Annotated in this window: 20 protein-coding genes and 1 other RNA gene; 8 read left to right on the top strand and 13 right to left on the bottom strand. The window is 47.2% G+C overall.

The features are described from left to right. The first annotated feature begins 58 nt into the window (after positions 1–58). Both DW657_RS06115 and DW657_RS06110 read left to right on the top strand, forming a co-directional pair. Positions 59–886: an AraC family transcriptional regulator gene (locus tag DW657_RS06115; protein ID WP_118311801.1), complete on the top strand. Its 828-nt coding sequence runs from the start codon at positions 59–61 to the stop codon at positions 884–886. 183 nt (positions 887–1,069) lie between these two features. Beyond that, complete coding sequence (locus DW657_RS06110; protein ID WP_118311800.1) at positions 1,070–1,978, top strand: Abi family protein; 909 nt, start codon at positions 1,070–1,072, stop codon at positions 1,976–1,978. 566 nt (positions 1,979–2,544) lie between these two features. Here DW657_RS06110 and DW657_RS17690 read toward each other — a convergent pair. From DW657_RS17690 to ssrA, 3 genes are all read right to left on the bottom strand, one after another. After that, the gene (locus DW657_RS17690) at positions 2,545–2,685 is read right to left on the bottom strand and encodes a hypothetical protein (protein WP_158577321.1); all 141 of its coding nucleotides are present in this window, start codon (positions 2,683–2,685) and stop codon (positions 2,545–2,547) included. A gap of 290 nt (positions 2,686–2,975) precedes the next feature. Continuing rightward, on the bottom strand, positions 2,976–3,098 hold the full coding sequence (locus tag DW657_RS18580; RefSeq protein ID WP_255415899.1) for a hypothetical protein: 123 nt from the start codon (positions 3,096–3,098) through the stop codon (positions 2,976–2,978). Positions 3,099–3,161: 63 nt separating this feature from the next. Next, positions 3,162–3,559, bottom strand: a transfer-messenger RNA (tmRNA) gene (gene ssrA, locus DW657_RS06105). A gap of 212 nt (positions 3,560–3,771) precedes the next feature. Here ssrA and DW657_RS06100 point away from each other — a divergent pair. From DW657_RS06100 to DW657_RS06075, 6 genes are all read left to right on the top strand, one after another. Next, positions 3,772–5,235: a sigma-54 dependent transcriptional regulator gene (locus tag DW657_RS06100; protein WP_118311812.1), complete on the top strand. Its 1,464-nt coding sequence runs from the start codon at positions 3,772–3,774 to the stop codon at positions 5,233–5,235. A 22-nt stretch (positions 5,236–5,257) separates the two neighbouring features. Beyond that, positions 5,258–6,535 carry a PAS domain-containing sensor histidine kinase gene (locus tag DW657_RS06095; protein WP_158577320.1) on the top strand — a complete coding sequence of 426 codons (1,278 nt, stop codon included), beginning with the start codon at positions 5,258–5,260 and terminating at the stop codon, positions 6,533–6,535. A 168-nt stretch (positions 6,536–6,703) separates the two neighbouring features. Next, positions 6,704–8,164, top strand: coding sequence for a TolC family protein (locus DW657_RS06090; protein ID WP_118311798.1), 1,461 nt, complete (start codon positions 6,704–6,706; stop codon positions 8,162–8,164). Positions 8,165–8,188: 24 nt separating this feature from the next. After that, the gene (locus DW657_RS06085; protein ID WP_118311797.1) at positions 8,189–9,439 is read left to right on the top strand and encodes an efflux RND transporter periplasmic adaptor subunit; all 1,251 of its coding nucleotides are present in this window, start codon (positions 8,189–8,191) and stop codon (positions 9,437–9,439) included. Between the two features lie 91 nt (positions 9,440–9,530). Beyond that, positions 9,531–11,927, top strand: coding sequence for an ABC transporter permease (locus DW657_RS06080; protein ID WP_118311796.1), 2,397 nt, complete (start codon positions 9,531–9,533; stop codon positions 11,925–11,927). 65 nt (positions 11,928–11,992) lie between these two features. Continuing rightward, on the top strand, positions 11,993–12,667 hold the full coding sequence (locus tag DW657_RS06075) for an ABC transporter ATP-binding protein (protein WP_118311795.1): 675 nt from the start codon (positions 11,993–11,995) through the stop codon (positions 12,665–12,667). Positions 12,668–12,812: 145 nt separating this feature from the next. Here the strand turns inward: DW657_RS06075 and miaA are convergent, their stop codons facing one another. From miaA to DW657_RS06020, 10 genes are all read right to left on the bottom strand, one after another. Further along, positions 12,813–13,730 (bottom strand): tRNA (adenosine(37)-N6)-dimethylallyltransferase MiaA, encoded by a 918-nt coding sequence (gene miaA, locus DW657_RS06070; RefSeq protein ID WP_118311794.1) that lies wholly within the window; start codon positions 13,728–13,730, stop codon positions 12,813–12,815. Positions 13,731–13,823: 93 nt separating this feature from the next. Further along, the gene (lpxA, locus tag DW657_RS06065; protein WP_089543518.1) at positions 13,824–14,594 is read right to left on the bottom strand and encodes an acyl-ACP--UDP-N-acetylglucosamine O-acyltransferase; all 771 of its coding nucleotides are present in this window, start codon (positions 14,592–14,594) and stop codon (positions 13,824–13,826) included. Between the two features lie 15 nt (positions 14,595–14,609). Beyond that, positions 14,610–15,992 (bottom strand): bifunctional UDP-3-O-[3-hydroxymyristoyl] N-acetylglucosamine deacetylase/3-hydroxyacyl-ACP dehydratase, encoded by a 1,383-nt coding sequence (locus tag DW657_RS06060; protein WP_301332439.1) that lies wholly within the window; start codon positions 15,990–15,992, stop codon positions 14,610–14,612. Positions 15,993–16,006: 14 nt separating this feature from the next. Next, positions 16,007–17,041 (bottom strand): UDP-3-O-(3-hydroxymyristoyl)glucosamine N-acyltransferase, encoded by a 1,035-nt coding sequence (gene lpxD, locus DW657_RS06055; RefSeq protein ID WP_118311792.1) that lies wholly within the window; start codon positions 17,039–17,041, stop codon positions 16,007–16,009. 325 nt (positions 17,042–17,366) lie between these two features. Further along, positions 17,367–18,212 carry an orotidine-5'-phosphate decarboxylase gene (pyrF, locus tag DW657_RS06045; RefSeq protein ID WP_117662910.1) on the bottom strand — a complete coding sequence of 282 codons (846 nt, stop codon included), beginning with the start codon at positions 18,210–18,212 and terminating at the stop codon, positions 17,367–17,369. 244 nt (positions 18,213–18,456) lie between these two features. Continuing rightward, positions 18,457–19,566, bottom strand: coding sequence for a peptide chain release factor 1 (gene prfA / locus DW657_RS06040; protein WP_117662908.1), 1,110 nt, complete (start codon positions 19,564–19,566; stop codon positions 18,457–18,459). 17 nt (positions 19,567–19,583) lie between these two features. Further along, positions 19,584–20,732 carry an AIR synthase-related protein gene (locus DW657_RS06035; protein WP_089543523.1) on the bottom strand — a complete coding sequence of 383 codons (1,149 nt, stop codon included), beginning with the start codon at positions 20,730–20,732 and terminating at the stop codon, positions 19,584–19,586. Between the two features lie 59 nt (positions 20,733–20,791). Then, positions 20,792–21,538 (bottom strand): shikimate dehydrogenase, encoded by a 747-nt coding sequence (locus DW657_RS06030; RefSeq protein ID WP_118311790.1) that lies wholly within the window; start codon positions 21,536–21,538, stop codon positions 20,792–20,794. 12 nt (positions 21,539–21,550) lie between these two features. Then, positions 21,551–22,285: a bifunctional demethylmenaquinone methyltransferase/2-methoxy-6-polyprenyl-1,4-benzoquinol methylase UbiE gene (ubiE, locus tag DW657_RS06025; RefSeq protein WP_118311789.1), complete on the bottom strand. Its 735-nt coding sequence runs from the start codon at positions 22,283–22,285 to the stop codon at positions 21,551–21,553. Between the two features lie 47 nt (positions 22,286–22,332). Then, positions 22,333–23,283, bottom strand: a complete 951-nt coding sequence (locus DW657_RS06020; protein WP_118311788.1) for a phosphoribosylaminoimidazolesuccinocarboxamide synthase — start codon at positions 23,281–23,283, stop codon at positions 22,333–22,335. Positions 23,284–23,298: the final 15 nt, after the last annotated feature.

Here is a 23,298-nt window from a genome sequence, read left to right as displayed (position 1 = left end):
ATTGTTATCAGATGGAATTGATATTTTTGTTATCTTCGCATTTAAAGCAATTTTAAAAATGGAGATAACAGATAATATTATCATATATGAGGCAAATGAATTCCCTCATTTTCTGATGCAACCTTTCTATTCCGACTATGTGGGAATAGTGATTTGCCATCAAGGGATGTTCCGTTTCTGTGTAGATGGAACATCCCTTGTTGCGTCTATGGGAGAGACTGTTTTCCTCTCTCCCGGAATCCTGTTTCATGTGCAGGAAGTCTCTGCAGACTTCCGATACACGTTGCTTTTTTATCGTGTGGAACAGATTCTCCACATGCTGGGAAATACCGTAGTCAGCATGCGGCTTTATTCTACGCTCTATCCCCAGTCGTGCACGGTGGCTCATACGGAATATGAGGAGATGCTGACCTCTTATGCCCGGATGCTTTTGGATTTAGAGCAGAAGGAGAAGCATGACACCTACAGTTTGCATGAGCAGAAGTTGCTTCTGATGGCGGTAACCTATCGTCTTTGCAGCATTTTTTCTGCTTCGTTCCAGAAGGATGGTAAGGAGATGCGACGTAAGATAGAGACTTTCGAGATGTTGGTGAAGCTGATAGAGGAGAACTTCATGCGTGAGCGTACGGTAGCTTTTTATGCCGACCAGCTTTGTCTCACTCCGAAGTATCTTTCGGTGATTGTGAAGTCGGTATGTGGCAAGACGGTTCAGCAATTGATTTTCAAGGCGATTATCCGTCGCAGCATTTATCTGATGAAGAATACGGACAAGACGATTCAGCAGATAGCCAGTGATCTCAGCTTCCCTAATGCCTCATCCTTCGGCACCTTCTTTAAAAAGCATACTGGTTTGTCGCCAAAGAATTACCGCATGGGGGCGGAGTAGCTTAATTTGTAAATGCTTTATACTTTTTAGCATGCGAAATTAAAATCTCTCCCCAAAAGTTTGCTGGTTTCGAATAATCTTCGTACCTTTGCAGCACCAGTACCCGCCAAGCCTCTCAACGATGCTCAAATGTGCGGGTCGTTTTATTTTTATACATTTTGAACCTTCTAAACTCATTCCTTTATGAATAGTCTTATCCCATTTCAAAAGGAATACCAACATGCAGATGCTCTTGTTCAATTACTCTTGTCAAGAGGACTTGCTATTGATAATCCCGGTAAAGCAGAACAGTACCTAAAGACGATAAATTATTATCGTCTTTCAGCATATATGTATCCATTGCTTTTAGTTCCCAAGTCAGAGCATCGGTTCAAGACAGATGCAAATTTCCGACAGGTCATGATGTTGTATCGTTTTGACAAGAAGCTTCGTCTGTTTATGTTTAATGAAATCGAGAAAATCGAGATAGCCGTTCGTACAGCTATCGTTGATGAGTGTACATCAGCGTTTGGAGATAGCTTCTGGATGACGAATGCTTCTTATTTTATAGATTCAAATAAGTTTCAGAAGACTTTGGTTTTGCTAAAACATGAAGTAGAAAAGTCTCGTGAAGAATTTATTGCGCATTTTAAGCAAACGTATTCTAATCCATATCCGCCAGCTTGGATACTGGCAGAACTCATTCCTTTGGGTGTAATGATAAACATCTTTAATAATCTCAAGAATGCGCAAGTAAAAAAGCGGATAGCTTTACGTTTTGGATTGCAATTAAAGGTGTTTAATTCATGGATGACAATTATAACTTTGACAAGAAATTCTTGCTGTCATCATGCAAGAGTATGGAATAAGCAGAATACAATGTTGCCTATGGTTCCGCGTCGAACCACCCATGCTTGGATAACATTCCCTTCCAATCCTTTGCGAGTTTATTATAATCTTTGTATCATTAAGTATTTCTTGGATACAATTTCGCCCAATAATGATATGGGGAAGAAGTTACGTGATTTGTTATCGGCTTTCCCTCTTGTTGATCCTGCACCAATGGGATTTCCAGAGGGTTGGGAGAACGAGGAATTGTGGAAAATCGGGTAAAGTTAAGCAAAAGATTAAAATTTATCTCTAAAAATTTGCTGGTTTCGAAAAATCTACGTACCTTTGCAGCACTAGTACCCGCCAAGCCTCTCGACGATGCTCAAATGTGCGGGTCGTTTTATTTTTATACATTTCCCTTGCTGAGATTCTCGTATTTTCAAACGGTTCTTATTTCTTTGTGAATATTGAAAATATGGAAGAAAATGGTAATGTGTTAATAATCAAAGGATTATAATTTTGTTAGTTAATAGCGTTGAAATAGGAATTCTATAGTTGTACGACTATAACCCCTGTAGTTGTACAACTATAACTCTATAGTTGTACAACCATAGCCTATATAGTCGTACGACTACAACTTTATAGTCGTACAACTATAGGGTATTCGTTTAATTAGAAGCAAAAAATAGGGAATTTGAGATGCTCAAAACTCCCTATTTTATTGCTAGATTAAAAGTTTACCAGTATGCAAAATTTGGTTATAAGTATTGACAGAAATAACACTTGTTGCTGAGAAAGATTCCTTCTGCTCCAAATGAAATAGGCTTCGATGGCGAATGAAGAGTTATTTAGAATTCTGCATCAAACAAGACACTGGTCTTATAAGGAATATCATCCAATTTCTTAAACTGGTTGCTTCCTGCAATCTGCTGCTCCTTGCGAAGATAAATCTCCTGACCATTCAGTTCTGTGAGCTGGCGTTTGAACACGAATTTATGCTTCTGTTTGTGCCCTAGATAGCTTTATCTTCGAATGAAAAGATTCAGCTCGTTCATATATATACACAGAACTTATATCCAACAACTCATCGCCCACCAGCTGATATCCGCTTGCACAACAGGTGTTGGGCGAGCGCATAACAGCTGATATGCAAGCGCACAACAGCTGTTGTGCGGCTGAAGATATAGGCTTCTCCGGCTTATAACATTAATTCTTCCGGCAACAAGTAAAGGTTACTCCGAAGACTTTTTACGTAAAACCTATGCAACAATGATAGTACTTACAAATAACTGCGATAGTACTTACAAGCAATAACGATAGCACTTACAAGGCGCAAAGACGTTACTGATAGGTCGCCATGATAGTACTGACGATGCGTAAAGCGGCTTGTTTCGTTTGCCATGCCCATAGGAGTGCTGATTAAAACAAAAGAAGCCGCTGAAAATCAGCGACTTCTCTAATGGTAGGGTGGAGCTGGAGGGAATCGAACCCTCGTCCGCACAAGGAAACCATACGCTTTCTACATGCTTATTCCAGCCTTCAATTTTCGAGGTATGACAAGACCTGGACCACCAATCATACCCTTATCCTCTAAAATTTCATCCATGCAACGAGGCGTACATGAACTATTTCCGATTTGCCTGCACCGCTTGATCAACAAGATTCGGAACTACATCCGTTGAGCGATGTCCCGTTCCAGCACCTTGTGCCGGAATAAAGCTAATCTACTGTACTTCGATTAAGCAGCGAGAGCGTAGTTATTTTCGCCAATTAATTTTTTGTTCACTAGGATTTAGGAGGTAGCCAACGAGCCTCCGCATGCTTACGTACCATTTCATCTCGCCGTCAAATCCAGTCAACCCCGAGATTTCTTGATAACTAGGGTGCAAAGATAAAACGAAATTTTGAAATCACCAAATATTTTCGGAAAAATCATCGCTTTTTCTTTGAAATATCGGGATAAAGTGGTTGGGAGACCGTTTTTGTTTAGAATTTTGGAAGAAATGATGGGATTTTCGAAGCTATCTCGTTTTTTTGCAGTAACTTTGTGGGCAAAATAATTAAAAATGATGGCAATGGAGAAAAATGGAAAGATACTGATAGTGGATGACAATGAGGATGTTCTCTTGTCGCTCAATATGCTTTTGAAACCATACGTGGAGGGTATCAGAGTTATCAATACGCCTGAACGAATCATCGGAATGATGGATTCGTTCAGGCCTGATGTCATCATGCTCGATATGAACTTCCATCGGGATGCCATCAGTGGCGAAGAGGGGTATGAATGGCTGAAGAAGATTCTGGCGCATAACCCTAAGAGCGTGGTGCTGTTTATCACGGCTTACGTGGATACGGAGAAGGCGGTGAGGGCTATCAAGGCGGGAGCCATCGACTTTATTCCGAAACCATGGGATAGGAATAAACTGCTCGATACGGTGAAGAGTGCCGTGGAATTGAGCAGGGAAAGGAAGCTGGATTCTTCGGATTCGCAGGAAAAGGAATCGGAGCAGAATATGTATCAGAATCTGAATATGAATCAATGTTCTGAGTCCAAGTCTATTGCTTCTTCTGAAGATGTGTTTGCGAGAATGATTGGCGAATGCCCTGCCATGAAGGAACTGAAAGCGCAGATGATGCGTGTGGCGGCTACGGATGCCAACGTATTGATTACTGGAGAGAATGGTACGGGAAAGGATGTGGTGGCGCATGCCTTGCATCTGCTTTCAGACAGGGCAAGAAAGCCGTTTGTGAATATCGACTTGGGTTGCATTCCTGAGAATCTTTTCGAAAGCGAACTTTTCGGATACGAGAAGGGAGCGTTTACGGATGCCAGGAATGCGAAGGAAGGACGAATTGAGACGGCGGATGGCGGTACTCTCTTTCTGGATGAGATTGGAAATCTGAACCTGCCGATGCAGCAGAAACTCTTGACGGTGATAGAGAAGCGTGAAACTCAGCGCATTGGTTCCAACAAGGTGAGCTATGTGAATGTGAGGATTCTGGCGGCAACGAATGCTAATTTGCGTGAGAAGGTGGGCGAGGGAACATTCCGTCAGGATCTCTTCTATCGACTGAATACCATCGAGTTGCATCTTCCGCCGCTGCGTGATCGTGGAGAGGATATCGTTCTGCTGGCAGAGTATTTCCTGAAGATTTATTCGGGAAAATATAGTGTAGGTGATGTGGTGCTGGGTGCATCTGCCAAGCAGAAGCTGTTGAAACATACCTGGCCGGGTAATGTAAGAGAATTGCAGCATTGCATAGAGAGGGCGATTGTGTTGGGGGATAAGACGGAACTGGCTGCCGAGGATATCAGATTGGAGGATTCTGTGGTGGCATTGGGTTCTTCTTCATCAGATTCTTCATCAAGTTCTTCATCAGGTTCCATAAAGGTTGATTCGCTCAATCTTCAGACTTTGGAACGTGAAGCCATCAAGCGTGCCATCTCCTTGAGCAATGGAAATCTTACACAGGCCGCAGAGTTGCTGGGTATTACCCGTTTCGCCCTTTACAGAAAAATCGATAAGCTCGGGGTTTAAAGCTTCGGAAATTTTTGAAACTATGTCAATCGTCAATAACTTATTCAATCATAAGAGCAATGAGCGGATGCGCCAACTGATTGAGGCTATCCGCACCCGTGACTTCTCGCTTCAGTATTCATTGGATCATCTGAGGGGAGAAGAGCGGAATCTTGCAGAGCAGATTAACGAAGTGGTGAATGAATTTCGGGAAACCACTTTGCAACAGGAAGCGAAATACCAGTATTTCGGAACGATGCTCGATACCATCAACGCCTTTCTCATTGTGGCGGATGAACAGGGAAAGGTGCATTGGATGAATCGGGCTGCCGTGGATGGACTCTGCGGTTTTTCGATTCATCACTTGCACGACTTGCAGGTGCTGGATGAGACGCTGCCGGAAATGATGATGCAGCTGAAGCCGGGATTGCAGAAACTGGTACAGTTGGAGACCAAGACCAGCGAGGGGGCTGCTGGCAAGAAGGCTTTGGATGCCGGAAATCAGCATGCGGGGAAGGCTGACTTTGTATTGAGCGTGGTCAACTTCTTTAATAAGGGCTTTGCCTATCGCCTTTATACCTTGCAGAATGTGCAACCGGTGATTCAGAAGAATGAGACGGATGCGCAGCAGCAGCTGGTGAGGGTATTGACCCACGAAATCATGAACTCGCTGACTCCTATCATCTCTTTGGCAGATACGCTTTGCGAAGGGGTGGAGCAGGATACGCTGGAGCATGATGATCTGCTGATGGCATTGCAGGCCATTAACCGGAGAAGCAATGGCTTGCTGCAGTTTGTGGAGAACTATCGAAAGTTGCAACGCATATCGAAACCTCAGTTTGAGGATGTGAGGATTGGTGATCTGGTGGCTGATTTGCAGCATCTTTATCCGGATTCGATATTCCATTATGAAATAGAAAACGAAGACCAGAGGTTGCTGATGGATCGTTCGCAGATAGAACAGGTACTGATTAATCTGCTGAAGAATGCGCAGGAGGCCGTAGAGATTCGGATGAAGGAGGAGGCGGCAGGTCTTTCCGATGAGGCTGAATCTGCTCAAAATCAGATTCCTTATGTCCGTCTTACCACTCATCTTTCGAGCAACAAGCGCGATTTCATCATTTCCATTACTGATAATGGCAAGGGAATATTGCCGGAGGTGATGGAGCGTATTTTTGTGCCGTTCTTTACAACCAAGACGAGTGGTTCGGGCATCGGGTTGAGTATCTGCAAGCAGATTGTGACCCTGCATGGTGGAACCATCACCGCCTCTTCGAAACCAGGCGATAAAACCACCTTTAGCGTGGTGCTTCCTGCCTGATAGAGACGGATGCCTATCATATTGAGGATGTGCGCACCGTGCGAAATCGCACACATTTCGTGCGGTTTCGCACGCTTTTTTTATATCCGAAATTTCTTATCTTCTTGATAATCATATCTTTATCTTTGTGGCATAGCTTTTGTGTTAGTTTTTGCAAAAGAAATCATCATGAAGAAAAAGAATTATCTATTCATAGTATGGGCGCTTGCAGCCCTGAATGTTCAAGCCGACACTTTGCAGCTCGACTTGGCAGTTACCATTGCGATGGCGCAGCGGCAGTCGCCATCGGTGCAGAGTGCCCGCAATACTTTTCTGTCTGCTTACTGGGCTTATCGGTATCATCAGGCCAACTATCTGCCTTCGCTTTCCCTCTCATCTTCACCTTATATTAATAAGGAGGTGAACAAGATAACCCAGTCGGATGGTACGGCTCTCTTTCTGAAGCAAGATCAGTTGAGTGCCGACCTTACTCTGAAAATCAACCAGAATATCTCCCTGACGGGTGGTAGTCTTTTTGTGAAGAGTTCGCTCAACCGCTTGGATGAGTTGCACAACAAGATAACAGCCTATAGCAGTCAACCCTTTATCGTGGGTTATGAGCAGAGTCTTTTTGGCTATAACTCGCTGAAATGGAATCGACGGATAGAACCTATCCGGTTCCGGGAATCCAAAAAGCGATATGCCGAAACGTTGGAGATTGTTTCGGCAAAAGCTTGTGAGCATTTCTTTGGTCTGGCTTCGGCGCAAGCAGAATGGGAGATGGCAAAACAGAACTTTGCTTCTGCTGATACGCTTTATCAGATGGCAAAGGGGCGATATGAGAATGGAACGATTTCGGAAAACGAGATGCTACAGCTGGAAATCAACCGTTTGAACGAGGAGACCAATGTGATGGATGCTCAGGTGGCACTGCGAGAGAAGATGCAGACCATCCGCTCGTTTCTGGGGGTGGAACAATCGCAGGACATCTGTTTGGTGATGCCGGATAAGGTGCCTGCCTTTGAGGTTCCTCTGCAGCGAGCGATAGATTGGGCTTTGCTGAATAGTCCGGATCCCGATTATTACCGTCGTATCCAGAAGGAGAGCGAAAGCCGGTTGGCGCAGGCTCGTGCCAATGCAGGATTGAAGGCGGAACTCTATATGCAGTTTGGACTCTCGCAGACGGGAGCCGACATCGGTGCCGCCTATCGCAGTCCGATGAGTCAGCAATCGGCAAGAATCACCATCGCCCTTCCGATATTGGATTGGGGACGGGGAAAGGGTAGGATAAGAGAAGCCAAATCGCAGCTGGCGCTTACCCAGACGCAGGTGGAGCAAGGCATGAGGGATTTCTACCAGAACGTAGAAAAACTGGTGTTGCAGTTTAACATGCAAGCCCGAAAGGTGTATGTGGCATCGCTTACCGACCAGCGTGCCGAGAAGCGACATGTGGTGGCGCGCCGACTCTACATCATGGGCCGCAACTCGATACTCGACCTGAATGCAGCCATCAGCGAGAAAGATGCCGCCCGGCGTAATTACATCTCGACGATGCAGACCTATTGGAGTCTTTACTATACGCTCCGAAGTATGACGGGATTCGATTTCGAGCACAATAAAGAATTGAAGGAAGAACTTCCTGTAGAATAAAGAAATGAATAAAAACAGAACAATATGGATATAAAGAAACAACCGAAACCGTGGTATATCCGCTACCGATATCCTATCCTGTCGGGTGCAGCAGGCATTGCCATCCTGGTCTATGCCCTTTTCCTGATCGTTACTTCGGGAACCCGAAGGGTGGATCCGGATAGCGTAGTAATAGCCGAAGTAAAGAAGGCTCCTTTCTGGGAGTATGTAGATGTAGAAGGACTGGTGTATCCCTTCAAGACCATCCAGGTGAATGCGATGGAGAATGGATTCGTGGAGCGGGTGGTGGCAGAAGAAGGAGCCATGCTGCAGCAGGGCGATACCATCCTGGTGCTTCAGAATCCGGAACTCTATCATTCTATCGATGATGAGCAGGACGCATGGAGCAGTAAGCTTCGCAACTGTCAGGAACAGGAAATTGAGATGACGCAGAAGACCATCAACCTGCGCCAGCAAGCCTTGGATGCTCAGCATCAGATGGCGAGCTTGAAGAAATCGCTCAAGCAGAGCCGGGAGGAATATCGTATGGGCATCAAGAGTAAGGCGGAACTGGAAGTGGCTGAGGAAGATTACGAATATCAGCGGCAGAAGGTGCTCTTGCAGATGCAAAACCTGAAGCATGATTCCGTATCTACCCGATTGAAGCGCGAGATGATTGCTGCCAACCGGATGGAAGCCAACAAGAAATTATCGAGAATGAAGGGTCGCACCCAGCAGTTGGTGGTTCGGGCTCCCGTAAGCGGACAACTGAGTTATTTGGGGGTAACCCAAGGTCAGCAGGTTTCTTCTGGGGCGAGCATCGGACAAATCAAGGTGATGAGCCAGTTTAAACTGCAGGTTTCGTTGGCTGAGTATTACATCGACCGCGTTATCGCCGGACTTCCTGCCCATATCGAGTACGATGGTCATCAGTTCCCGCTTCGTGTATCGCGGGTGATTCCTGAGGTGAAAGACCATCAGTTTGTCTGCGAATTAATTTTTAGTGGCAAGACTCCCGCCAATATCCGTTTGGGCAAGAGTTATCGGGTGTTGTTGGAATTGGGCAAGCCGGAGCAAGCCTTGGTGATTCCGAATGGTGATTTCTTCCAAACGACCAACGGATATTGGATATTCCGGGTATCTGACGATGGCAAGAAGGCGCAGCGGGTGAATATCAATGTAGGCAGACAGAATCCGCAGCAATTCGAAATTACTTCCGGATTGAAGCCGGGCGACAAGGTTATCGTAAGCGGATATACCAAAATCGCCAGTGAAAAAGAGATAAATTTGAGATAGACTTTTATCTTGGATTATCAAAATTCATCATCCATCATAGATAATAAAATTCAATATTTCACGTAAATAAATTATATAAAGACTAAAAAATATGAACATGTTATTACACAACCTGAAGGTTGCCCTGCGCAACATTCTCAAGTACAAGGTGCAGACTCTGGGCAGCATCCTGTCGCTTGCCATCGGTATGGTGACGCTTGCCACGGTGCATTCGTTTTTGCTGAATTTCCGCATGGCTTCCATTAACCATGAACCTTATTATGATAGAGTTTATAACCTCCGATTCGATTCCATCCAAAAACGTCAATCGGAAAATTCAATTCGTATCAATGGTGATATCGTAAGGGCGGTGAAGGCGAATGGAGGACCTCGTTGCATAGAGCAGGGACCTTATGCTCCTAATGGTATGCTTACAGGCGGCTGGGCTGAGTTTACCCTAAGCGGCAAGACAAGGAGAAAGATGCAGTTGAATGCAGTTCCCCTTGACCGAAATTACCCCAACTTTGTAGGTGTCCGTTCTGCCATTACGGGAGAAAAGATAAAGGTGCTGGGTCCTCATGATGCCATTATCAACGAAAAGCAGGCAAAGCAAATCTTTGGTGATAAGAATCCTGTGGGTGCAAGCATTCGTTTGACTAAGAACTATGGGAATTATCAGTTGAGATTGGTGGATGTCTATCAAGACTTATCATTGACTGAGCTAGACATGAGCAGTTCTGCTCTCTTTTACTCACCATGTGAGTTGGAAGATATGGATTCTGATCAATTTAATGCTGGGAATTTGTATGTGGTGTTGAAAGAGGGATGCACGCCACAACAGTTGAAAGCAGAGGTGAACGGCAGGTTAAAACCATTGGGGTTGAAGGTAAAAACAGAAAAGCTGAAAGATCGGTTGAGCAAAGAGTATTCAAGCGTTGCTATTGCTCGTTCCATCACTTATCTGATAGGCTCGTTGATTCTGCTGGCTGCCATCATCGGTTTTCTGAGGATGCAGACGCAGCTGTTCTGGATGCGCAGACGTGAAATCTCGCTTCGAATTACCAATGGTGCCACACGCCTCCAACTCTTCTCCATGTTTGCTACCGAGGTGTTGGTGATCGTGCTGGTGGCTTATTTGGTGGCAGTATTGATGGGATCCTGGATTTGTGATTATCTGGCAAGGCCTCAGTTTGCAGAAATCACCTCCGAGTTAGGAACCATCAGTCATCTGTATCTCTATAGTCTGGTGATCGGGCTGGTGGTTATGATGCTATGTCTCGCCATCATCTGGATTGTGCTGAGTCGCATTTGCAAGCGTACGCAAGCACTCGAATCAGGAATGAGAAGAAGCCATAACCATTGGTTCCGCAATACGATGCTGGGTGTGCAGGTGATGATCAGCATGTTCTTCCTGGGTGTTACTTTCTGCCTCCTGTGCTGGGTAGGCAAGATGGCTGATTTCAATCATATACCTGATGACGAGCGTGCATACAAGCAGAGTCTGTATATGCAGACAAATGCGGCAGAAAATGGGCAGCGCCTTAGAGACAAGCTCATCCATTTACCGCAGGTGGAACGATGGATTCCTTATAGCTGGGGATTTTGGCAAGTTAACGAGCTGGCAGAGAACGAGGAGTTCTGCAAGGCGGCTTGGCAAGGTGATCCTTATACTAGCTATAGGAATGTGACGGATTATTGCTTTAGGATTACATCAGATACCTCCTATCTCGATTTCTTCAAGATCAAGGTGAATTGGAAGCCGAAGGCAAACCGGAAGAAATGCATCCTGGTAAATGAGGAGTTGTATAAGCAGATGCGCCAGCATCATGTTGCTCCTAATGATATATTGACCGTAGATGAGATGGATTCGTATCAGATAGCCGGAACGTTCCAGTCGATACCTTATCAGGGAAGTATGAAATATGATATATACTCATTCATAGTCATAGACCCCAAAGAAGCTTATGATGCCAAGCATTATATTCTTGTGGCAAAGCCAGGTGAATATAAGGAGATGCAGATTGCTGTAGATAGAATAATACAGAAATTGGAGCCTGCAGTGGTAAAACCGATGTTATCCAATCTGCGTGACTATATGGTGATAGAAATGTCAGCATTGGAAATACTGCAAAATATAGCATGGATCCTGGCTATTGTGAGTCTGGCTATCTGCCTGATAAGCATCTTCAGTACGGTGATGCTGGATACGCAGACCCGCAAGAAGGAAGTGGCTATCCGCAAGGTGAATGGTGCCCTGACAAAGGATATTGCCAAACTCTTCGGAAGAACCTATCTGGTGATTACGCTTATCGCCATGGTATTTGCGGTGGTAGCCATGTTGCTGTTTCATATCGTTCTTAGTCAGATGTTCGAAATGGTAGAAATCAATCCTGCCTTTCCTATTAGTTTGAGTGTTGTGATAGTCATTGGCTTCATTGCAGCTATCATTGCCTGTCAGGTACGCAAGATCATGAAGGTGGATCCTTCGGAGATTCTGGCTAAGGAATAAAATGTGTAATTTGAATGTATAAAAATATAAAAGTATAATACGAATTTAAAGAAACGATAAAGATTATGATTCAATTAAATAATATCAAGAAAGTATTTCAGACAGAGGAAGTGGAGACCTGGGCTTTGCGTAATATCAGTCTGGAGGTGAAGGAAGGTGAATTTGTTGCCATCATGGGACCTTCGGGATGTGGCAAATCCACATTACTTAATATAATAGGTTTGCTGAATAATCCTACAAGCGGCAGCTATCTGCTCGACGGCAAGGATGTGAGCACGCTGAAGGAGAGTGAGCGCACCTTGATAAGAAGAGGAATGATAGGTTTTGTGTTCCAGAGTTTCAACCTGATAGATGAGTTGAATGTGGTGGAGAACATCGAGTTGCCGCTTCTGTATATGGGAGTATTGGGCAAGGAGCGCCGTAAGCGTGCAGAGGATGTGATGGAGCGCGTGGCGATATCCCATCGTGCCAAGCATTTCCCATCGCAGCTTTCGGGTGGTCAGCAGCAGCGCACCGCCATCGCCCGTGCCATCCTGCCGCATCCTAAGCTGATTCTAGCCGATGAGCCTACGGGAAATCTGGATTCCAAGAATGGCAAGGAGGTGATGGAACTGCTTTCTGAGTTGCACAAGGAAGGCACCACCATCGTAATGGTAACTCACTCGCTGCATGATGCCAATTATGCCGATAGAATCATCAATATGTTTGATGGTGAGATTGTAAATCAGGTGGAGATGTAGGAATAAAAAGTCGCCCTGAAAGAACAAAAGCATGTTGTTTTTAAAGCTTTTGCCCTTTCAGGGCGACTTGGTTATTTGCTATATACCCAGGGTGTTACCCTGGGCTAGGAGCTTCTGCCCTTTCAGGGCGTGTGGGTGTATACATTTATTTTCCTATTGTATCATCAATAAATCGGATGATTTCTTCCTGCTGATCGGGATGAAACCAGTGGATTTCGGCATCTCGCTTAAACCAGGTGAGCTGCTTGCGCATGTATTCACGGCTATGCGACTGTATCTGGCGGATGGCTTCATCCTTATCTATCTCTCCATCGAAATAGGCAAACATTTCCTTGTAGCCCACGGTTCTCAAGGCAGTGAGACCCTTGTGTGGATATACGCTGCGGGCTTCTGCCTCCAGGCCTTCCTCCATCATCATCAGCACGCGCTGGTTGATTCGGTCGTACAGTTCGGCACGGTCGCGGTTCAGACCTATCTTGATGATGCGGAAAGGACGCTGCTTCTTCTCGGCTACTCGGAAAGAAGTGTAGGTCTTGCCAGTCTGGTGACAGATTTCCAGGGCATGCACCACGCGGCGGGGATTCTTCTTATCTACTATCGCCCAATGCTCCGGGTCCATCTTGTGGAGTTCTTCTACCAGCGCTTCCAAGCCTTCGTCTTCCAGGCGCTGTTTCATCCAGGTACGGATGTCATCCCGCACGGTAGGAATATCGTCGATACCCTTGCATACGGCATCGATATACATCATGCTGCCGCCTGTAAGCAGCGCCACATCGTGATTCTTGAAGATTTCTTCTTCCAGGAGATTCATCACATCGGCCTCGTATTGGGCTGCGCTGTAATAATCTTCGATGTGGTGGTTTCCTACGAAATAATGCTTCACCCGCTGCTGCTGTTCGGCAGTAGGCGCTGCGGTTCCGATAGGGAGTTCGGCGAAGATCTGGCGGGAGTCGGCATTGATAATAGGTATAGAGAGATGCTCTGCCAGAGAAAGACAGAGCTCGGTCTTACCTACACCTGTAGGGCCTAAAACAACGATTAATGTTTTTTCTTTCTTATTCATGCTTTTGCCCTTACAGGGCGTCTTCGTTATATAATAAATAAACCCAGGGCGATGCCCTGGGCTATGTGCTTTTGCCCTTTCAGGGCGTTTTCTTTATCGAATGATGCCTCGCTGAGAACTCTCTACGAAGTCGATGATGTACTGGATTTCCTTGGTCACCTCAAGGTTCTTCTTGATTTCCTCGATACCTTCCTTCAGGATACCCTTGCTGTAGAGCAGGCGATAAGCCTCGTGGATGTTCTGGATGGTCTCGTTGCTGAAACCACGGCGACGCAAACCGATGAGGTTGATGCTGCAATAGCGGGTAGGCTCCTTGCCGGCAATGATGTAAGGAGGAATATCCTGAGAGAAACGGCATCCGCCCTGGATCATCACGTAGCCTGCGATGTGGCAGAATTGATGAACGAGAACGTTGGCGCTGACGATGGCGTTGTCATCTACAACTACCTCACCGGCAAACTTGGTTGAGTTACCGATAATCAAGCCGCTGCCCAGCTCGCAGTCGTGAGCCACGTGAACAGTCTCCATCAGGAGGTTGTTGCTGCCTACCACAGTCTTGCCCTTGGAGGCAGTACCACGAGAGATAGTAACGTTCTCACGGATGCTGTTGTTATCGCCCACCTCGCAGGTTGTCACCTCGCCCTTGAACTTCAAGTCCTGAGGCTTGGTAGAGATGCTGGCGCCTGGGAAGAATTCATTATTGTTGCCGATACGAGCGCCCACGTGGATGGTAACGCTGTTCTGCAATACGTTGTTATCGCCCAAAACGGTGTCCTTGTCGATATAGCAGAAAGGACCGATAATGTTGTTGTCACCGAGTTTTGCCTCTGGATGAACAAACGCTAATGGACTAATCTGATTCATATTTCTATCTTATTATTACTTGTTCTTAACAATCTGTGCAGTGAAAGTAGCCTCTGCCACCACCTGGTCGCCTACGAACATGTAGCCCTTCATAGAGCTGATGCCATGACGTACTGGTGCGAGTAACTCCACACGGAAGAGGAGGGTATCGCCTGGAACCACCTTCTTGCGGAACTTCACGTCGTCGAGCTTCATGAAGTAAGTGCTCCAGCGCTCAGGCTCTTCCAGCTGGTTCAATACGAGCAGACCGCCACACTGTGCCATCGCCTCTACCTGGAGAACGCCTGGCATCACTGGCTCCTCTGGGAAGTGACCGGTGAAGAATGGCTCGTTGCTGGTTACGTTCTTAACGCCCACGATGCTGGTAGGACCCATAGCGATGACCTTATCTACCAACTGCATTGGGTAGCGATGAGGCAGAAGCTGACGGATGCGGATGTTATCCATGATTGGCTCCTCGTTTGGATCGTAGATAGGAGCCTGGATTTCGTGCTTGCGAATCTCCTTGCGCATGAGACGGGCGAACTTGTTGTTTACGGTATGGCCCGGACGGGTAGCGATGATGCGACCCTTGATAGGCTTGCCGATGAGCGCCATATCGCCGATGATGTCGAGCAGCTTATGGCGAGTACACTCGTTCTCCCACTGCAAAGGGCGGTGCTGGATGTAACCCAACTTGTTGGCATCCATGCGAGGTACCTTGAGATGGTCGGCGAGCTGATCGAGCTGAGCCTGCTCTACCTGGCGCTCGTAGATAACGATGGCATTGTCCAAGTCGCCACCCTTGATGAGGTTAGCCTGGAGCAATGGCATGATATCGCGAACGAATACGAAGGTACGTGCAGAAGCAATCTCGTCAACATAAGTCTCCATCTTGTCGAGGGTAGCAAACTGGCTATTGATGAACTTGCTCTCGAAGGAACACATAGCCGTGATGCTGAATTCCTCGTCTGGAAGGATGGTGATGACAGAACCGTTGTCGTCCTTCACCTCAATCTTATGACGGATGATATAGTAGTCCTTCTCTGCATTCTGCTCCTGGATGCCCACGCTCTGAATCTTCTCTACATACATGGATGCAGAGCCGTCGAGGATAGGGAACTCAGGACCGTTAACCTGGATGAAACAGTTGTCGATGCCGAGAGCATAGAGTGCTGACATACCGTGCTCGATGGTAGAGATGCGGATATCGCCCTTACCGAGTACGGTGCCACGCTGGGTTTCAACGACGTTCTCAGCTACAGCCTGGATGATAGGCTCGCCTTCGAGGTCGATGCGCTGTATCTTATAACCGGTGTTCTCTGGTGCAGGATTGAAAGTCACGGTGAGGCTCAAGCCTGTGTGCAATCCCTTGCCGCAAAGAGAGAAGCTACCTTTCAGTGTCTTCTGTTTTGACATAATTATATATAGTTTTATTTATTTTTCTTCAATTCTTCAATCTGCTTCTTCAGGTCGTTGAGTTCCTTGTACATATCAGGCAGGCGACGGAAGATGGCCTGTGACTTGAAGTAAGCACGCTGTTCCATAGGAGGAGTACCGATGAGCTGCTGGCCGCTCTTGAGGCTGCCTGGCACACCACTCTGTGCTCCGAGGAACACCTTGTCGCCGATGGTGATGTGACCAGCGAGACCTACCTGACCGCCAAACATACACCATTCGCCTACCTTGGTACTGCCGGCTACACCCACCTGTGCAGACATCACGGTGTTGGCACCGATGTCGGTGTTGTGGGCAATCTGAACCATATTGTCGAGCTTCACGCCCTTGCGAACGTAGGTAGAGCCCATGGTAGAGCGGTCAACGCAAGTGTTGGCACCAATCTCCACATCATCCTCGATGGTTACGATACCGATCTGAGGAATCTTGTCATATCCATCAGGTCCTGGAGCGAAGCCGAAGCCATCAGCACCGATGACACAACCTGCATGGAGAGTCACGTTATCGCCGAGCTTACAGCCGTGATAAATGGTTACGTGAGGGTAGATGAGGGCATTCTTGCCGATCTTCACACCCTCGCCGATGTAAGCGTGAGGATAAATCTGGCTACCTTCGCCCACCTCTGCGCCATCGCTGATATAGGCGAAAGCACCGATATAGACGTTCTCAGCCACCTTAGCCTTTGGAGAAACGAAAGCCAATGGATCGATGCCCGTCTTCTTAGGTTTCATTGATTCATACATCTGGAGCAACTTTGCCACGCACTCGTATGCATTCTTCACACGAATGAGGGTGGTAGAAACAGGATGATCCAATTCCACGTTCTCGTCGATGAGTACGATGCTCGACTTTGTGTCGTACACGAAGTGAGTATATTTAGGGTTTGAAAGGAACGAGATAGCGCCTTCCTTGCCTTCTTCGATTTTAGCGAAGGTGTTGACTGTTGCGTTCTCATCACCTTCCACACGGCCCTGAACGAACTGGGCTATTTGCGCTGCGGTAAATTCCATATTTATCAATCTTCTAGTTTGTTTTACTTAGGGTCTCCTTGCAAGATTCTCTTTTAGGAAACACATTTTGTTTGCAAAAATAACAAAATAAATTTAGATTCTCGTCATTCTTTCGTAATATTTTGCTTTTTTCGCCAACAAATGGGTATTTTTTAGGCGCAAAGCCTCTTTTTCAAGATACTTTGCGCCTAAAATCTTATTTTTGGTGGGGGATTGCAAATCCCCCGGTTTAATAGGTCGAACCTTTTTTACGGCGGATTTCAAATCCGCCGGGACGCCTAGCGGGATACCTAGGGGACATCTAGCGGGGCACCTAGCGGTAGGCTTAGCCCAGCTTGGCAAGCTCGGCTGCCATTTCCTCCTGGAGTTCCTTTGCCTTCTGACCTGCAACCTCTGCGAAGTCATCGCCATTGCTAGCGTAGATGATGCCGCGAGATGAATTGACGAGCAGACCGCAATCCTTGATGATGCCATACTTGCAAACCTCCTGGAGGCTACCACCCTGGGCACCTACACCTGGTACGAGGAGGAAGTGGTTAGGAGCTACCTTGCGGATGTCCTCGAACATCTGACCCTGAGTAGCACCTACTACGTACATCATGTTCTCATCGTTGCCCCATTCCTGGCTCTTCTTCAGAACCTTCTCGAAAAGGCGCTCGCCTTCTTTATCCTCTGTGAGCTGGAAGTCGTGGCTACCCTTGTTGCTGGTCAAAGCCAGGAGGATGACCCACTTGCCTTCATACTCGAGGAAAGGCTTGACAGAATCCTCGCCCATGTAAGGAGCTACGGTTACAGAATCGAGATTATACTCCTCGAAGAAAGTCTGGGCATACATCTTGGATGTATTGCCGATATCGCCACGCTTAGCATCAGCGATGATGAAGTGGTTTGGATAGTGGCTCTTGAGATACTTGATGGTGTTCTCGAAGGCGATCATGCCGTCGATGCCGCGGCTCTCGTAGAAAGCCAGGTTTGGCTTGTAAGCCACGCAGTAAGGAGCGGTGGCGTCGATGATAGCCTGGTTGAACTTAAACATCATCTCGGCTTCTGCGCCCTGGATGTCTTCACTCTCAGTGATGCACTTAGGCAACTTATTGATATCTGTATCAAGACCTACGCACAAGAAACTCTTCTTGGCGAAAATCTGCTCTACAAGTTCTTTTCTGTTCATTTCTTTTTAAGTTATTTGAATTTCATATGTTTGCTCCACACTTGAATTTCAGATGTTTGCTTCACACTTGAATTTCAGATGTTTGCTTCACACTTGAATTTCAGATGTTTGCTCCACACGCCCTGAAAGGGCAGAAGCCCCTAGCCCAGGGCAACACCCTGGGTAATCATGTCATCAAGCCTGTCGCCCTGTAAGGGCAAAAGCTTTAAAACTGCGGAGCCACATACGAAACCCTGGTAAGGTTTTACAATTCTGTTTCTTTCAGCTTCTCAGCATTCTCTGCCACGGTCAAGGCATCAATCATATCCTGGATGTTACCAGCCAGGAAACCATTGAGGTCGTGGGTGGTGTAACCGATACGGTGGTCGGTAACACGGCCCTGTGGGAAGTTGTAGGTACGAATCTTCGCACTACGGTCACCGGTAGAGACGAGGCTCTTGCGGCGGCTGGCGATATCGTCAACATACTTCTGATGCTCACGGTCGTGGATGAAGGTATAGAGGCGGCTCAAGGCACGCTCCTTGTTCTTTGGCTGGTCTCGGGTCTCGGTACACTCGATGAGGATTTCCTCTACCTCGCCTGTGTTAGGGTTCTTCCAAGGATAGCGGAGGCGAACTCCAGACTCCACCTTGTTTACGTTCTGACCACCGGCACCTGAGCTTCGGAAGGTATCCCACTTGATATCGCCTTCGTTGATGTTCACCTCAAACTTGTCTGCCTCTGGCAATACTGCCACGGTAGCGGCTGAGGTATGCATACGGCCCTGAGTCTCGGTAGCAGGCACACGCTGAACACGGTGAACACCAGACTCGTACTTCAATGTACCGTAAACATCTGTTCCGCTTACAGCGAAGTCGATTTCCTTGTATCCACCTACTGCACCCTCAGAGACAGATGTCACGCTGATGGTCCATCCCTTAGACTCGCAATATTTCTTATACATGGCAAAGAGATCGCCAGCGAAGAGGGCAGCCTCGTCGCCACCGGCACCGCCACGGATCTCCATCTGTACATTCTTGGCATCCTCTGGGTCCTTAGGAACCAGGGCGATCTTGATTTCTTCTTCGAGCTTAGGCTGCAGAGCCTCGTTCTCGTTGAGTTCCTCGCGCGCCATCTCCTTCATTTCAGGGTCGCTTTCGTTGGCGAGGATATCCTTAGCCTCCTTGATGCTGTTCAGACAGTTGATGTATCGCTTGCGTGCGTCCATGATGTCGCCAAGGTCTTTCCACTCCTTGGTGAGCTTCACGTAGCGTGGCTGGTCGGCGATGACATCAGGGTCGGTAATGAGGGTGCTTACTTCCTCGTATCGGCTCTCTAAGCCTTCTAGCTTCTGTAATATGTTGTTATTATCCATTAATTTTAAATTCTTTTTTAGTATTCGAATGTTCCGAATTCGCTCTTGATGGTCAGGCTGCGCTTGCCTTCCTCGATGTGACCCACAATCTGGGCATCGATGTTGAAGCTCTTGCTGATGGCGATAACCTTCTCGGCTACCTCTGGGCGAACGTAGATTTCCATACGATGACCCATGTTGAATACCTGGTACATCTCCTTCCAGTCGGTCTCAGAGCAGTCGTGGATTGCCTTGAAGAGTGGAGGTACAGGGAACATGTTGTCCTTCACTACCTTGCAGTTCTCGCCTACGAAGTGCAGAACCTTGGTCTGGGCACCACCTGTGCAGTGAACCATACCGTGAACCTCTGGGCGAAGCTCATCCAGAATCTTCTTGATTACTGGGGCATAGGTGCGGGTAGGAGAGAGTACCAGCTCTCCGGCGTTGATAGGAGAACCCTCAACCTCATCGGTCAACTTATACTTACCGCTGTAAACCAACTCGTCTGGCACGGCGTGGTCGTAGCTCTCTGGATAGTTCTCAGCGAGATACTTGGCGAATACATCGTGGCGGGCAGAAGTCAAACCATTGCTACCCATACCGCCGTTGTACTTCTTCTCGTAAGTAGCCTGACCGGTAGAAGAAAGACCTACGATAACATCGCCCGGACGGATGTTGGCATTGTCGATGACGTCGCTTCGCTTCATGCGGCAGGTTACGGTAGAGTCAACGATGATGGTACGAACCAGGTCACCTACATCGGCAGTCTCACCGCCGGTAGGATAGATGCCGATACCCATCTCGCGCATCTCGTGGAGCAGGTCGTCGGTACCGTTGATGATAGCCGAGATAACCTCGCCAGGGATGAGCATCTTGTTGCGGCCGATGGTAGAGCTGACGAGGATGTTATCTACTGCACCCACGCAGAGCAGGTCGTCGGTATTCATCACGATAGCATCCTGAGCGATACCCTTCCATACAGAGAGGTCGCCAGTCTCCTTCCAGTACATGTATGCCAAGCTAGACTTGGTACCTGCACCGTCGGCATGCATAATGTTGCAATACTCTGGGTCGCCTCCCAGGATATCAGGGATAATCTTGCAGAAAGCCTGTGGGAAGATACCCTTGTCGATGTTCTTGATAGCGTTGTGAACATCTTCCTTTGCTGCGCTTACACCGCGCATCATGTATCTATTGTTACTCATATTCTTATTTTGAACTTTAATCTTTGAACTTTATGATATGCTTATTTTTCTTCTTGCCAGAAATCCCATGATGCAAAAGCTTGCAGCAAGAGCATCTCCAAGCCATTCTTCACGGTGGCTCCGTGCTCTTTTCCCTTCTTCATGAAGAGGGTTTCATCGGGATTGTAGATGAGGTCGTAGAGTAGTGTATGGGTATCCATCGCCTCGTAAGGTAGTGGAGGGCACTCATCTACATGAGGATACATACCTACAGGAGTACAATTCACGATGACATTGTATTCCTTGATGACCTCAGGGGTGATTTTATCGTACTGGATAGTACCAGGACGTTCGTATCGACTCACGAAAACAGTCTCCAGTCCGAGCGATTTCAAGCCGTAGTTGATGGCTTTGGATGCACCGCCAGTACCGAGAATCAATGCCTTCTTGTGGAAAGACTCGATGAAAGGTTCGATGCTCTGGGTGAAACCAATGACATCACTGTTGTATCCCTTGAGGATAGTCTCGTCGCCTTTATGCTCCACTTTTACCACGTTGACCGCTCCGATGGCATTTGCCTCGGGGCTAACCTGATCAAGATAACTGATTACCTTCTCCTTGTAAGGGATGGTTACATTGAGGCCTTTTAACTCCGGATTAGAGTCGAGAATCTCGGTGAGATCCTCGATGGATGGAATCTCGAAGTTGATATATTGGGCGTCGATGCCCTCGTTCTCAAACTTCTCGTTGAAGTAGCCTTTTGAGAACGAATGTCCTAGGGGATAACCTATGAGTCCATACTTGTCCATAATATCTTTGTTTTATTTTGTTGCGAAATAAAGGGTGCAGATGCCGAAGGTGAGTCTTTTGAACTCAGCCTTTTCGAATCCTGCCTTCTTGAATACCTCCATCATCGTTTCTCCCTGTGGGAAGGCCTCGATGGTCTTGGTGAGATAGCTGTAGGCACTCTGGTCTTTCGATATCAGCTTGCCGTAGATAGGCAATACGGTATGCGAATAGATGTGGAACAGCTGCTTCATCGGGAAGCTGACTGGAGTGGTGAGTTCCACGATGCAGAGATGTCCTCCCTTCTTCAGTACTCGGCACATTTCGCGCAGTCCCTGGTCCAGGTTCTGGAAGTTGCGGATGCCGAAGGCGGCTGTTACCGCATCAAAGGTGTTGTCTTCGTATGAGAGGTGGAGGCAGTCTTCCTTGTCGAAGCGGATTACCTGGTCAAGTCCCAGTCGTTTCACCTTCTGTCTTCCTATCTCCATCATTCCCTGCGAGATATCTGCTCCCACGAGCTTGTCGGGATGCAGCATCTGTGCGGCAAGGATGGCGAAGTCGCCGGTGCCTGTGGCGATGTCGAGCATTTTCTTTGGAGAGAAGGGCGCAAGCCGCTTGATTGCCTTCTTGCGCCATCCCTTATCGATATCCCACGAGAGTCGGTGGTTCAGGGTATCGTAGGTAGGGGCGATGTTGTCAAACATCTCCTCTACCAACTTTCCCTTTTCTCCTGTGCCCTCGTAGGGCTTAATCTGTTCTTGTTTATACATTATTTATATATTACTTACTTTTGTCGAGCAATATACCTTATTATATATTACTTGTGTGCAGCAAGCCACTCGCTTACGTTCTTCTCGATGCGTGCAGCGATGTCGCCTTCCTCAGCAGCCTTGTCGAACTTCTCGCCTGTGATGTGCTCGTACAGCTCGATGTAGCGATCAGATACGCTCTCTGCATACTCGTCGGTGATCTCTGGCATAGTCTGACCAGGCTCGTTCATGAAGTTGTGCTCGATGAGCCACTGGCGAACGAACTCCTTAGAAAGCTGGCGCTGAGGCTCACCCTTCTCAAACTTCTCCTCGTAGCCATCAGCGTAGAAGTAGCGGCTAGAGTCAGGAGTGTGGATCTCGTCGATGAGATAAACCTTACCGTCGCGCTTGCCGAACTCGTACTTGGTATCAACGAGAATCAATCCCTGCTTGGCAGCGATTTCCTGACCACGGGCGAAGATGCGGCGTGTATAGTCCTCCATTACAGCGTAATCCTCTGCACTAACAATACCCTGGGCGATGATCTCTTCCTTAGAGATGTTCATATCGTGACCCTCGTCAGCCTTTGTAGTAGGGGTGATGATAGGCTCTGGGAAACGCTCGTTCTCGCGCATTCCGTCAGGCAACTTCACACCGCAGATCTCGTGGCATCCCTTCTGATAGTCACGCCATGCACTACCGGTGAGGATAGAACGGATGATCATCTCCACGCGGAAACCTTCGCACTTCAAACCTACTGTAACCATTGGGTCTGGAGTAGCCAACTTCCAGTTTGGACAGATATCTGTAGTTGTGTCCAGGAACTTAGCTGCAATCTGATTGAGCACCTGACCCTTGAATGGAATACCCTTTGGCAGAACAACATCGAATGCTGAGATTCTGTCGGTAGCGACCATCACGAGGATGTCGTCGTTAATGTCATACACATCACGTACTTTACCGTGGTAAACACTCTTCTGTCCATCGAAATGGAAATCTGTTTTTGTTAATGCTTTCATTTTATTTAATTTATA

The sequence above is a fragment of the Prevotella sp. AM23-5 genome (assembly GCF_003473645.1).
In the GTDB taxonomy this organism is placed as follows: domain Bacteria; phylum Bacteroidota; class Bacteroidia; order Bacteroidales; family Bacteroidaceae; genus Prevotella; species Prevotella copri_A.
Note: the sequence above shows the minus strand (reverse complement) of the source record. Positions and strands in the feature narration are given on the sequence as shown.